This is a genomic window from Gordonia sp. J1A, from assembly GCF_055393515.1.
The window spans coordinates 3,544,316-3,556,776 of the sequence record NZ_AP041607.1; the positions used below are offsets into that span (position 1 = coordinate 3,544,316).

The 12,461-nt window shown below is 68.8% G+C and carries 13 protein-coding genes and 1 tRNA gene; 10 read left to right on the forward strand and 4 right to left on the reverse strand.

All coding sequences use genetic code 11. From position 1 onward, the window contains the following. Positions 1-15: 15 nt before the first annotated feature. From benC to benA, 3 genes are read right to left on the reverse strand one after another with little or no spacing between them, the layout of a single operon-like run. Complete coding sequence (benC, locus tag ACZ5QD_RS16490; protein WP_464366948.1) at positions 16-2,808, reverse strand: benzoate 1,2-dioxygenase electron transfer component BenC; 2,793 nt, start codon at positions 2,806-2,808, stop codon at positions 16-18. Between the two features lie 9 nt (positions 2,809-2,817). Beyond that, complete coding sequence (benB, locus tag ACZ5QD_RS16495) at positions 2,818-3,351, reverse strand: benzoate 1,2-dioxygenase small subunit (RefSeq protein WP_045540611.1); 534 nt, start codon at positions 3,349-3,351, stop codon at positions 2,818-2,820. A gap of 44 nt (positions 3,352-3,395) precedes the next feature. Beyond that, on the reverse strand, positions 3,396-4,814 hold the full coding sequence (gene benA / locus ACZ5QD_RS16500; RefSeq protein ID WP_045540613.1) for a benzoate 1,2-dioxygenase large subunit: 1,419 nt from the start codon (positions 4,812-4,814) through the stop codon (positions 3,396-3,398). Positions 4,815-5,060: 246 nt separating this feature from the next. Here benA and ACZ5QD_RS16505 point away from each other — a divergent pair, with 246 nt between their 5' ends. The 6 genes from ACZ5QD_RS16505 to ACZ5QD_RS16530 all read left to right on the forward strand — a co-directional run bounded on the left by ACZ5QD_RS16505 (position 5,061) and on the right by ACZ5QD_RS16530 (position 9,702). Then, positions 5,061-5,984 (forward strand): LysR family transcriptional regulator, encoded by a 924-nt coding sequence (locus tag ACZ5QD_RS16505; protein ID WP_062366168.1) that lies wholly within the window; start codon positions 5,061-5,063, stop codon positions 5,982-5,984. Then, complete coding sequence (locus ACZ5QD_RS16510) at positions 5,981-7,084, forward strand: mandelate racemase/muconate lactonizing enzyme family protein (RefSeq protein WP_045540860.1); 1,104 nt, start codon at positions 5,981-5,983, stop codon at positions 7,082-7,084. Before ACZ5QD_RS16505 ends, ACZ5QD_RS16510 begins: the two co-directional genes overlap by 4 nt. A gap of 58 nt (positions 7,085-7,142) precedes the next feature. Continuing rightward, positions 7,143-8,000, forward strand: coding sequence for a catechol 1,2-dioxygenase (gene catA, locus ACZ5QD_RS16515; protein WP_006897456.1), 858 nt, complete (start codon positions 7,143-7,145; stop codon positions 7,998-8,000). A gap of 4 nt (positions 8,001-8,004) precedes the next feature. Continuing rightward, entirely contained in the window at positions 8,005-8,286 is a 282-nt protein-coding gene (catC, locus tag ACZ5QD_RS16520; protein ID WP_006897455.1) for a muconolactone Delta-isomerase, read from the forward strand. Positions 8,287-8,397: 111 nt separating this feature from the next. Continuing rightward, complete coding sequence (locus tag ACZ5QD_RS16525; protein ID WP_222110882.1) at positions 8,398-9,090, forward strand: hypothetical protein; 693 nt, start codon at positions 8,398-8,400, stop codon at positions 9,088-9,090. 15 nt (positions 9,091-9,105) lie between these two features. Further along, positions 9,106-9,702 (forward strand): putative glycolipid-binding domain-containing protein, encoded by a 597-nt coding sequence (locus ACZ5QD_RS16530; protein WP_006897453.1) that lies wholly within the window; start codon positions 9,106-9,108, stop codon positions 9,700-9,702. A gap of 10 nt (positions 9,703-9,712) precedes the next feature. Here the strand turns inward: ACZ5QD_RS16530 and ACZ5QD_RS16535 are convergent, their stop codons facing one another. Continuing rightward, on the reverse strand, positions 9,713-10,666 hold the full coding sequence (locus ACZ5QD_RS16535) for a prephenate dehydrogenase (RefSeq protein ID WP_082083995.1): 954 nt from the start codon (positions 10,664-10,666) through the stop codon (positions 9,713-9,715). Between the two features lie 69 nt (positions 10,667-10,735). Between ACZ5QD_RS16535 and ACZ5QD_RS16540 the strand changes: the two genes are divergently transcribed. From ACZ5QD_RS16540 to ACZ5QD_RS16555, 4 genes are all read left to right on the forward strand, one after another. Then, positions 10,736-11,257 carry a tRNA adenosine deaminase-associated protein gene (locus tag ACZ5QD_RS16540; RefSeq protein ID WP_006897451.1) on the forward strand — a complete coding sequence of 174 codons (522 nt, stop codon included), beginning with the start codon at positions 10,736-10,738 and terminating at the stop codon, positions 11,255-11,257. An 8-nt stretch (positions 11,258-11,265) separates the two neighbouring features. Then, complete coding sequence (locus tag ACZ5QD_RS16545) at positions 11,266-11,769, forward strand: nucleoside deaminase (RefSeq protein ID WP_045539044.1); 504 nt, start codon at positions 11,266-11,268, stop codon at positions 11,767-11,769. Between the two features lie 103 nt (positions 11,770-11,872). Beyond that, on the forward strand, positions 11,873-12,202 hold the full coding sequence (locus tag ACZ5QD_RS16550) for a hypothetical protein (RefSeq protein ID WP_006897449.1): 330 nt from the start codon (positions 11,873-11,875) through the stop codon (positions 12,200-12,202). A gap of 67 nt (positions 12,203-12,269) precedes the next feature. Next, positions 12,270-12,357 (forward strand) — tRNA-Ser (locus tag ACZ5QD_RS16555). Positions 12,358-12,461: the final 104 nt, after the last annotated feature.

Below are 12,461 nucleotides of genomic sequence, written 5' to 3' on the forward strand. Positions count from 1 at the left end.
GGGCACGCATGGAGCTCACCCCTGGTCGCCGCCGGCGACCGGAAGCACCGAACCGGTGATGTACGAGGCCTCGTCGGAGGCCAGGAAGCAGATCGCCGCGGCCGGTTCGTCGAGGGTTCCGTACCTGTTCATCAGGGAGGCGTCGAGCGTCTGGTCGATGTGTGCCTGGAACCATTCGCGCTGCGTGTCGTCGGCCGGCACCGGTGTTCCCCGTGAAACACGGCGCGGCGGGGCGTCGGTTCCGCCGGGGGCAGTGGCCACCACTCGCACACCGGCCGGTGCGTACTCCATCGCCAGGGAGGCGGTGATCGCGTTGACCCCGCCCTTGGCCGCGGAGTACGGAATCCGATGGATGCCCCGGGTGGCCGCCGAGGAGACGTTGACGATGACGCCGCCGCCTCGCTCCACCATCGTGGGCAGCACCGCGCGGCAAGCGTAGAGCGTGGTCATCAACGAACGGTCCACCTCGGCGCGGATCTCCTCGTCGGTGAACTCTGTGAAGGGTTTGAAGTTGATGGCGCCGCCCACGTTGTTGACCAGCACGTCCACCCGCCCGTAGGCGGCCAGCGCGCGATCGATCACCTCCGCGGCGCGGGCATACGACTCCAGGTCGGCGTTCACCGCGATCGCGCCGGGTCCGCTCGCCGACAGATCAGACGCGACCGTGCGCGCGTACTCGGACCGGTCGGCCACCACCACGCGTCCGCCCTCGGCGCTGATCCGAAGGGCCGTGGCCTCGCCGATGCCCTGCCCGGCGCCCGTCACGACGACGACCTTCCCGGCGAACCGTCCCGGAGTCACGAACCGTGGTTTGCGAGCGGCGAGTTCGTCGGCCATCGCTCGCCGCATCGTCTGCTTGGATCGTTCGCCGTGTGCGCTGATGAGGGCGCGGGCGGTGTCGCGGTCTCCGGCTTCGAACGCGGCGACGATGTCGAGATGGTCCTGGGTGCACAGGGGATGGCACCAGGTGGCGGTCCGCAGTACTTCGCTCATCCGGCCCTTGACCCCGAGCGCGGTGTACGCCTCCAGCAGGTGGGTGTTGCCGGTGACGTGGAACAGGTAGTCGTGGAAAGCGGCGTTGGTGGCCGTGTACTCGGCTGAGTCGACGAAGCGATCGCCGTCCACGTACGGGACGGTGGCTTCCGCGAGGAGACGATATCCGGCGAGTTGCTGCGAGGTCATCCGGCCGATCATCAACTCGAGAGCACCGAGTTCCAGCGCGGCTCGGGCTTCGAAGAGCGCATCGGATTCGTGGATCTCGGGATGCTCTTCGCCGATCTCATAACCCTCGGAACCGACCGTCGGGACCTCTGCGGGTGCAATGCTCGCGGGCTCGTCCGCCGTGGTCCCGGGCTGGGTCGCCACCGATTCGGCGGCCACGTCGACGTCCGCCACGGGGGCGGCAGCCGAGCCGGGGAACACCTCCTGCCCGGCGATCGACCTGGCCGCACCGGGTTCCAGGACTCCGGTGTCGGCGTCGAGCAGAGCGGACGGTTCGGCGGCGGTCGGCTCCGGCCAGATCCGCTGCCCGGCGATGCGGGCCCGGGACTCGTCTGCGCCCGGCGCGGACCGCGGTTCGAGACCGGGCAGGCTGATCGCCGGAAGCACCGGCTGCCCCGCGACGGCGCGGGCGTCGAGGGCGGGCGCGATCGGCACGTCGACGGGCGCCTCGGCGTTCGCCGACGCCGATGCCGAGACTGCGTCGGTCACCGGCTCGGCGGGCGACGGGCCTGCAGCGAGGGCGAACTTCTCGTAGTAGAACCCGGTCAGTTCGATACCCGCCTCGACGAAGTGTCTGCGCACCGATTCGACCATCGGCGGCGGCCCGCACAGGTAGGTCGCGACGTCGCCGCCGTAGAGGTGACGGGGAGCGATCAGCGAGGTGACGTAGCCCTTGTTCGCGGCGCTGCTGCCGGGATCGGAGACGCAGTGGTCCCAGGTGAATCCGGCGACCTCCGACTGCATCCGGTCGAGCGTCTCGGTCTCCACGAGGTCGTCGTCGGTGGAGACGCCGTAGATGAGATGGATGCGGCGCGCGCTGCCGTCGTGGCGCAGCTTCCGCAGGATCGCGAGGATCGGCGCGAGGCCCGTGCCGCCGGCGAGCAGCAGTGCCGGCCGCATCGATTCGCGCAGGAAGAACGATCCGTGCGGCCCGCGCAGCGTCAGCAGATCGCCGGTCGACGCCCGGTCGGTGAGATAGGTCGACATCGCGCCGCCGGGAGTCAGCTTCACCAGGAAGACGAGAGTGTCCTCGTGCGGTCCGTTGGCGAAGGAATACGAGCGGCGCACCGGACTCCCGCTGCCGTCGTCCGTGCCCGGAACGTCGATGTTGACGTACTGACCGGGCAGGAACGCCAGCTCGGAGCGGTTCGGGATCTCGACGGACAGGCGCATCGTGGTGGGCGAGAGGCGCTCGATCCCGACCACGGTGGCGCTGAACTCGGCCGCCTGGGTCTTGGCGACGTCCGACGTGGCCGCGATCTGCAGCACCAGGTCCGACCGCGGCTTCATGCAGCACGGCAGGGCGTAGCCGTCGGCCGACTCCGCGGGCGACAGGGCGTCGTCGATGTACGTGCCGCCGTCGTAGTCGCCCGATTCGCACAGGGCCTTGCAGGTGCCGCAGGCGCCGTCGCGGCAGTCGAGCGGGATGTTGATCCGCTGCCGGTACGACGCGTCTGCCACCGTCTGGTCCTCGCGGCAGTCGATGAACTTGGTGACCCCGTCCTCGAAGGCGAGTGCGACGCGGTGCGTCGGCGCCTCGGCGGGTGCCGCGGTGCGTCCGGATGCGGGGCCGGAAGTGACAGTCATGGTGAGCCCCTAGAAGTGGTAGACGTCCACCACGTGGTGGATGTAGTCGTTCTTGAGGACCACGGTCTTGCGGCGGATCAGCGGTGCCTCGCCGGAGAAGTCGATCGTGTAGAACGACGTGCCGTAGTACGGGTCGACGGTGTGATAGCGGAAGTACATGGTGTGCCAGTTGAACCGGACGTCAACCATGTCGCCGCGCCGTTCGATCACCTCCACGTTGGTGATGTTGTGGCTGGTGCGTGGCTCGGGAAGCGACGTCGCCGACGACCGTTCGGTACGGATCCGGAACACCCGGTCCTCGAGCCCGCCCTTGTTGCCGTAGTAGATGAGCGAGATCTCCCGTCGGGGGTCTTCGGTGAGGCGATCGTCGTCGGCCCACGACGGCATCCAGTAGACGACGTCGTCGGCGTAGCAGTCGAGCCACTTCTCGAACTCGCGGTCGTCGAGGTACCGGGCCTCGCGGTAGAGGAACTGTTCGATGGCGTTCTGGGTGATGAGCTTGCGGCCGTCGGTGTCGGCCGGAGTGGCCTGGGCGGTAGTCATGAGTCCTGTCCGATCTCGGGTACGAAGTGGTGGTCCGATCGCGCTCAGCCGACGGCGGTCTCGACGTCCTCGGCGTCGACGGCGCGGCGCATGGTCTCGAGCCAGTAGCCGTGCTGCACGGGGTAGAGACCCTCGTCCTCGTTCTTCAGGCCGGCGGAGATCACGTTCGGCATGTCGAGTGCGGTGGCGACCTCGTCCGGACCGGTGAGCCAGTGTTCGGCGCCGCGGCTCATGTCGTTCCAGGGCGCGGCGGTCGCGCGGAAGGTCAGCTGGCACGACCGGAACTCCTCGAGGTCGTCCGGCGTCGCCATTCCCGACGCGTTGAAGAAGTCCTCGTACTGGCGGATGCGGTGGGCACGGGCGGCGTCGCTCTCACCCTTCGGCGCGATGCAGTAGATCGTGACCTCGGTCTTGTCCGGTGCGATCGGGCGGAAGTGCCGGATCTGCGTGGAGAACTGGTCCATCAGGTAGACGTTCGGATACAGGCACAGATTGCGTGAGCCCTTCACCATGAACTCGCCCTTGGCCTCGCCGAACTGGGCCTTGAGTTCGTCCATCCGGTCCCACAGCGGCCGGTCCTGTGGGTTGGCCGCCCAGGTCCACAGGCACAGGTGACCGTGCGGGTACGACCAGTAGCCGCCGCCGGACTTGCCCCATCCGCCGGCGTCGAGCACCTTCGCGTCGTTCTTCGACTCCCCGGTGGTGCGCCGGGAGGTGGTGGCGGCGTAGTTCCAGTGCGTCGCGGTCACGTGGTAGCCGTCGGCGCCGTTCTCCGCCTGGACCTTCCAGTTGCCGTCGTAGGTGTAGGTCGACGCGCCGCGCAGCACCTCCAGGCCGTCAGGCGACTGGTCGACGAGCATGTCGATCACCCGGCGGGTGTCGCCCAGGTGTTCCTCGAGCGGGAGGACGTCGGCGTTGAGGCTGCCGAAGAGGAACCCGCGATAGCTGTCGAACCGCGCGACCTTGGTGAGGTTGTGCGATCCCTCGCAGTCGAAGGTGGACGGGTATCCGGCGCCGTCGGGGTCCTTCACCTTGAGCAGGGTGCCGTCGTTGCGGAAGGTCCAGCCGTGGAACGGGCAGGTGAGCGTCATCCGGTTGTCGGTCTTGCGGCGGCAGATCATCGCTCCGCGGTGCGCGCAGGCGTTGATCAGGCAGTTGAGTTCGCCGTCGCGGCCGCGGGTGATGACCACCGGCTGGCGGCCGATGTAGGTGGTGAAGTAGTCGCCCGGGTTCGCGACCTGGCTCTCGTGCGCGAGGTAGATCCAGTTCCCCTCGAAGATGTGCCGCATCTCCAGTTCGAAGATGTCCTCGTCGGTGAAGATCCGGCGGTTGGCGCGGAACACCCCGGCCTCGCGGTCGTCGATGACGGCGTCCCGGAGTACTTCGCGGACGTGCTCGCGGGTGTCCGCGGTGATCGCCGTACCGGGAATCGACGCGCTGGGGCGAGAACTGGTCGCAGTCATTGAGAACCTCCTGTGTGCGTTGTCCCTCGACGGTCCCATCTCGTGATGGCACTCACACCAGTAGAAATCCCAGTGTTGACCCAGGCGTTCATTCATAAACAGCACAGATCAATAAGGCGAAAATGAGTCCTGGTGTCGTATGGATCTTCTGCTTACCGTGGTCGTACGGATGATCCGGATCACACAGCGGGGCGACTATGACGATGCGTCCCGGCCGGTGAATCGACACACCGACAGGAGCGCGACATGGAGCTACGGCATCTGCGATATTTCGCCGCCGTCGCCGACACCTGTCATTTCGGGCGGGCGGCGGACCGGTTGCACATCGCGCAGCCGGCGTTGTCGTACGCGATCCGCCAACTGGAGGCCGAGCTGGGGGTCTCGCTGTTCGCCCGCACCACCCGTCAGGTGACGCTGACCGCGGCGGGTGAGTTCCTCAAGGGCGAGGTGGACCGGATACTGGTGGGCATCGACGCGGCCGTCGACGGCGTGCAGCGCGTCGCGGCCGGCCGCAGCGGTGTGGTCCGCCTGGGACTCACCGGCATCGCCGTGTTCTCGCATCTGCCGCGCATCGCCCGGGCCGTCCGCAGCGAACTGCCGCACGTGGAGTTGCGGATCGTCTCCGATCTGCTGACCCCCGACCAGTGCGATCGGCTTCGCGACGGCGCCATCGACCTCGGCGTACTCCGGCCGCCGGTGGTCGGAGAGGGGATCGAGGTCCGGACGATCGACGTCGAGCCACTCGTCCTGGCGGTCGCCTCCGACCACCGTCTCGCGGTGGAACCGGTGGTCTCGGTAGACGATCTGCGCAGCGAATCGTTCGTCATGTACGACAGTCGCGACTCGGCGGTCAACGAGGCCGCCGTCCGCACCTGCCGCACCGCGGGCTTCGTCCCGCACCGCGCCCACGACGCCTCCGGCACCCCGGTGCTCCTGGCGCTGGTCGCCGCCGGGCTCGGCGTGGCCCTGCTGCCCGCCTCCGTCCGCGCACTGCCGCTGGAGAACGTCGTGGTGCGCGACCTGCCCGACACCGGAACCATGCCGGTGGCTCTCGCCCGGCGCGCGGGCGACGACAACCCGGTGGTCGACGCCGTGGCCGCCGTCGCCGCCGCTGCATTCGCGTCCGCGTCCGCGCGGGCCCTGGACTCCTCGATGGGAGAGACACGTTGAAGATCGCCCGGGTGGAATCGATTCCCTTCTCGATTCCCTACCTCAAACCCCTTCACTTCGCCTCGGGCGAGGTGCACGCGGCCGAGCACGTCCTGGTCCGCGTGCACACCGACGACGGGGTGATCGGCGTCGCCGAGGCGCCGCCGCGGCCCTACACTTACGGCGAGACCCAGCGCGGCATCGTCGCCGTCATCGAGGACGTCTTCGCCGAACAACTGCACGGCCTCACCCTGCTCGAACGCGAACAGGTGGGGGCGAGGCTGGCACGGACCGTCGGCAATCCCACCGCCAAGTCGGCGATCGACATGGCCCTGTGGGACGCCTTGGGCAAGACCCTCGGGCAGCCGGTCTCCGAACTCCTCGGCGGATACACCGACCGCATGCGGGTGAGCCACATGCTCGGCTTCGACGATCCGGCGAAGATGGTCGCCGAAGCTCAGAAGGTGCGCGAGCGGCACGGTATCTCGACGTTCAAGGTGAAGGTCGGGCGGCGCCCGGCCGAGCTCGACATCGCCGTCGTACGGGCGCTGCGCGAACACTTCGGCGACAGCGTCGAGCTGTACATCGACGGCAATCGCGGCTGGACCGCCGCCGAATCGGCCCGCGCCATGAAGGAGATGGCCGACCTCGGCCTGCTGTTCGCCGAGGAACTCTGCCCCGCCGACGACGTCCTCGGGCGTCGCTGGCTGGTCGGCAAGCTCGACATCCCGTTCATCGCGGACGAATCGGTGCCCACGCCGGCCGACGTGACTCGCGAGATCCTCGCGGGATCGGCCACGGCGATCAACATCAAGACCGCCCGCACCGGATTCACGCAGTCGCGGCGTGTGCATCACCTGGCCGAGGGCCTCGGCCTGGAGATGGTGATGGGCAATCAGATCGACGGCCAGATAGGCACGGCCTGCGCGCTGGCCTTCGGTGCGGCGTTCGAAGCGACCTCGCGCTATGCGGGCGAACTGTCGAACTTCCTCGACATGAGCGACGACCTGCTCGCCGAACCGCTCCAGATCCGTGACGGCTGCCTGCAGACCTCATCCCGCGCCGGACTCGGAATCGACATCGACCCCGACAAACTCGACCGCTACCGCACCGACAAATGAACGACTCCTCGCACAGCCCATGGGCGAGACGACGAACTGAAGATCAAAGGAGACAGTCATGACCACCACCGAGCACAGCCCGTCCGCCGCGGCGTCAGGCGCATCCGCCACCGAGCGCTTCCAGCAGGACAAGTCGCCGTACGACGCCGTCAAGAACGTCAGCCCCGAGCGCGTCGACAAGCTCGCCCGCCAGGTGCTGGCCGGGGTCCACCAGACCATCCGCGACAACCAGGTCACCTACGACGAGTACAACGCCCTCAAGGCGTGGATGATCCAGGTGGGCCTCGACGGCGAGTGGCCGCTGTTCCTGGACGTGTGGGTGGAGCACGTCGTCGAGGACGTCAACACCGCGCACCGCCACGGCAACAAGGGCTCGATCGAAGGGCCGTACTACGTCCCGGATGCGCCCGAGCAGGGCGCCGAGGGCACCATCCCGATGCGCGACGGCGAGGCGGGCGATCCGCTGGTCTGGGAGGCGCAGATCACCTCCACCGACGGCACCCCGCTGCAGGGCAAGGTGGAGCTGTGGCACGCCGACGCCGACGGCTACTACTCGCAGTTCGCCCCGGGCATCCCGGAGTGGAATCTGCGCGGCACCTTCTCGACCGGCCCGGACGGCAAGTTCAAGATCACCACGATCCGTCCCGCCCCCTACCAGATCCCGACCGACGGCTCGTGCGGCAAGCTGATCGCCGCGGCCGGCTGGCACGCGTGGCGCCCGGCTCACCTGCACGTCAAGGTCTCGGCTCCGGGGCACGAACTGCTGACCGCCCAGCTGTACTTCCCGGGCGATCCGCACAACGGCGACGACATCGCCGACGCCGTGAAGCCGGAACTGATTCTCGACCCGAAGCCGGACGGTCACGGCGGCTACACGATCGATTACGGCTTCGTGCTCGATCCGGTGGAGGGCTGAGCCGATGCTGTTCCACGTCCGGATGGATGTGCGGATTCCGCACGACATGGACCTGACGGTCCGTGAGGAGACCGTCGCGCGGGAGAAGGCGTACTCGCAGGAGCTTCAGCGGTCGGGCAAGTGGCCGCAGATCTGGCGCATCGTCGGCGAGTACTCCAATTACTCGATCTTCGACGTCGAGTCGAACGACGAGTTGCACGAGATCCTGTCGGGGCTGCCGCTGTTCCCGTACATGGACATCACGGTGACTCCGCTGGCAACGCATCCGTCCGACGTCAAGGCCTGACCGATCCGGCCGCGACCGCCCGGATTCCCGATCGGGGATCCGGGCCGTCGGCGTGCCCGGGCCGTCGCCTCTGGCACCATCGAAGGGAGGACGTCGTCGGGAGGAGCCGCCGTGGACCGGTCATCGCAGCCGGCGCCGGGATACCGGCCGCCGCTGGCTCCCGGGCAATCGTACCCACCGCTCGGCTACAGCGAGCACGGCACTCCGTTGTTCACCTACGACGACCGGGAACGCGCTCTCGCCGGGCCGCAGCCCGCGGCGGCGCCGCCCGATCCCACCCCACCCGCGCCCGCGCCGCAGCCACCTCCGGATCGACGTCGCGGTCTCGCCGTCGGCGTCGCCGTCGTCGCCGTCGGGGTGCTGTGCCTGGCGCTCGCCTTCCGGATGTTTCCGACCGGCGACGACGAGCCGGTGCGGCGAGCCGATCCGCCCGCCGCGCAGTCGACCGACGATCCCTATCTGCAGGGCCTGCCCGACCAACCCGAACAGTCGGTGCCGCGCGATCCCGACAGCGCACAGCCGCCGGTCCACTCCGGCGCCGCGACGGTGGAGTACCAGGTCGACTCCGGGCGCGCGACCATCCTGTACGTCGACGACACGTCGGTGAAGATCGAACGCAACGCCGGCGGCACGTGGCGGCACACTGTGCGCGGCAGCCAGAACGCGCTGCTGCGGGTCAGCGTGATCCTCTCGGACACCGATCCGGCATCGTGCAGCATCACGGTCGACGGCAAGGTGGTCGACCGTCAGACGACGCAGGACGCGCAGTCTTCGGGCATGCTCACCTGTCGATACGAGGGATGACGCTACCGTTAGAGAATGACTTCCTTCGACGCGTCGTCCGCCGATGCCGGCGTGAAAGCGATGCTGACCTGGCGTAGCGCCGACGGCGATCGGTTCGAGCAAGTGCGGCTGAATCTGAGCGGTGCCCGGGTCCGCGCGTACGGCCGCATCGTGGCCGCCGCCACCGACACCACCGAGGCCTACTCCGCGTCGTACGAACTCGTCACCAACGACAGCGGGGTGACGCGGCGGCTGTCGGTGCGCCTGCTGCGCGCCGGCGGCGAGAGCTCGCTCGACATCAGCCGTGACATGGACGGTCGTTGGATGGTCCAGTCGCCGACCAGCACCGTGCGCAGCGACTTCGACGGGGCCGAGATGATCGACTTGGAGCTCTCGCCCTTCTTCAAGGGACTGCCGATCCGGCGCTTCGGGATCGCCGACGGCGTCCGCCGCGACGACGTCCCGGTCGTCAGGCTCCGGCTGCCCGACTGTGAGATCGACTCGGTGCAGAAGAGCTACGTCGGCGGCCCGGAAGGCCGCGTCACGGTGATCGGTCCCAAGGGACGTCGCGATCTGACGGTCGACGACGCAGGCATCGTGCGCGACTACGCGGGTATCGCGACGCTGATCTGATCCGGGCCGCTCAGCCCATCCACACCCGGGCCAGGTGGGCCTGCCTGCGCAGTTCCTCCTGCCACCGGGCATCGCCGATCCGGACGCCGGTGATCGGCTCCGGCGGCGATCCGGCGATCCGCTCGTACTTGCGCCGCGCGCGGTGGCCGTCGTCGACGATCACCGCGACGTCGCCGTGCTCGCGCAGTGCGTCGCGCGCGGTGATCAACCGGTCGATCGTCTCGCTCAGCGTGTTGAGCAGGGCCACCGAGTTGGCTTCGAGCATCGCCCGCTGCAGGTCGGGGGCGGTACCCGCCACCCGAGTGCCGTCCCGGAAGCTGCCTGCGGCCAGCCGGAGCGCGAGGTCGCTCTCACCCGCGCCGACCGTGGCGGTCACCGCGGCGGTCAGATGCGGGTTGTGGGAGATCGCCGCCGCCGCGCGGTCGTGCGCGTCGTCCGCGGCGGGCACCACGTACGAGCCTGCGGCCAGGGCGATCCCCGCGACGTCGAGCCAGTCGTCGGCGACGGTGTCGTCGTGCGTCGCGACCATCCACATCGCGCCCTCGAAGAGCCCCGGATCGGTGGCCGGCCAACCCGACTCGGTGGTGCCGGTCATCGGATGCCCGCCGACGTACCGGGCCCCCGGATGGAGCCGTCGGACGAGGTCGGAGACCTGCTCCTTCACGCTCACCACATCGGTGAGAAGACAGTCCGGCGCCAGCTCCCGGACCGCGGTGATCATCGGTTCGAGTGCGGTGAAGGGAGTCGCCAGAACGACGATCGCGTCGTCGTTCCGGGCGCGCTTGAGGACCGCGGACAGGTCCGTGGAGGCGTCGTAGCCGTCGGCCGCCGCGGCCTCGACGGTGCCCGCCGAGCGGTTGTAGCCGAACGCGGGACCGCCCGTGTCGGAGAGGCGGCGGAGCAGGGACCCGCCGATGAGGCCGAGACCGAGGATGCAGACGGGGCGAGACGGTGCAGCAGACACGGTTCCAGCGTGGCACATCGGGGTCGGTTCGACTTGGGAGAGTCCCGAAAACCGACTACGGTGGCGGTCATGGCGAAGCCCGGTGCGCAGAGCGAATACGACGAGGTCGAAGGATTCGCTGTCGCGGTCGTCCGCGAGGAGTCGGGGTGGAAGCTCACGACGCTGAAGCCGTCCGCTCTCGACAGTCTCGACGACGCCGAACTGCAGCTGCGGGAACTGCGGGCCACCGGAGCCGTGTTCGGCCTCCTGGACGTGGACGACGAGTTCTTCCTCATCGTCCGGCCGGCTCCCGCCGGAGCCCACGTGCTCCTCTCGGACGCCACCGCCGCGGTGGAGTACGACATCGCCGCCGACGCCCTCGACGCGCTGCACGTCGACATCCCCGACATCGATCCCGACGAGCTCGACGACGTGGATCCGTGGGAGGAGGGCGACCTCTCGATCCTGGCCGACCTCGGTCTGCCGGACGCCGTGCTCAGCATCATCGTCGGTGACACCGATCTGTACGCCGACGAGCAGATCGGCATGATCGCCGCGCGCCTCGGCTTCGCCGACGAGCTCGCCGCGGAACTCGACAAGCTCGGTCGCTGACCGGGTCCATGCCGGTGGACCCCAGCCCGCGACCGCATCGGGGAGCGGTGGACCGGGACGCGGCGGCCCTGATGTCCGTCGCACTCGAAGCGGCACGGGATGCGGACTCCCGCGACGTCCCGATCGGGGCAGTCGTCTTCGGGCCGGACGGGAGCGAGCTGGCCCGTGCCGCCAACCGCCGCGAAGCCGATGGCGATCCGACCGCTCATGCCGAGATCCTGGCGCTGCGGGCGGCCACCGCCCGCCACGGCGACGGATGGCGGCTGTCGGGCTGCACCCTGGTCGTCACCGTGGAGCCGTGCACGATGTGCGCCGGCGCGATCGGACTGTCGCGCGTCTCGCGGCTGATCTTCGGTGCCTGGGAGCCGAAGACCGGCGCCGTCGGGTCACTCTGGGACGTGCTGCGCGATGAGCGGCAGCTGCACCGCCCGGAGGTGCTCGGCGGGGTCCGCGAGGACGAGTGCGCCGCCCTGGTCCGCGACTTCTTCGCCGGCCGTCGGGGTCAGCCCTGAACTATCCCTGAATTCGCTTCCGGGCTCTCGCCGCGCGCGTGCGCCTGTGGCAGATTGAGGAGGTGGGCGCAGCCCGCGCAGACATCGCGAGAAGGGGAATGAGATGTCCGATCCCATCGACAAGATCACCGAGGTCGTCGACACGGTGGTGCGCAAGGTCGACGAATTCGCCAACAGCGAGCAGGTCACCGGTGCCGTGGAGAACGCGAAGTCCGCGTTGACCGAGTTCGCCGCCAACGAGCACGTCGCCGGCGCCGTGGAGACGGCCAAGGACAAGCTGTCCGAGATCGCGAGCAACGAGCACGTCGTGAGCGCGGTGGAGACGGCGAAGGGAAAGCTGGCCGAGATCGCGAACAGCGAGCAGGTCACCGGCGCGGTCGAGACGGCCAAGGAGAAGTTCGACGATCTCGTCAACAAGCGCTCCGGACACTGAATCGTCGAGAAACTGGGTCTGACCTGCCGATTTCGTGCTGGTGACGGGCTGCGGTACAGTTCTTCGCGGTGGCGTGTCCGAGCGGCCGAAGGTGCGACACTCGAAATGTCGTGTGCGGTAACCCCGCACCGGGGGTTCAAATCCCTCCGCCACCGCCGAGGGCCCCTGATCTGCAGAGCAGGTCAGGGGCCTTTTCCAATGTCCGGCCCGGAGAATGTCCGTACGGTGTGAGTCACACGTGACGAGACTTCTCTTCTGG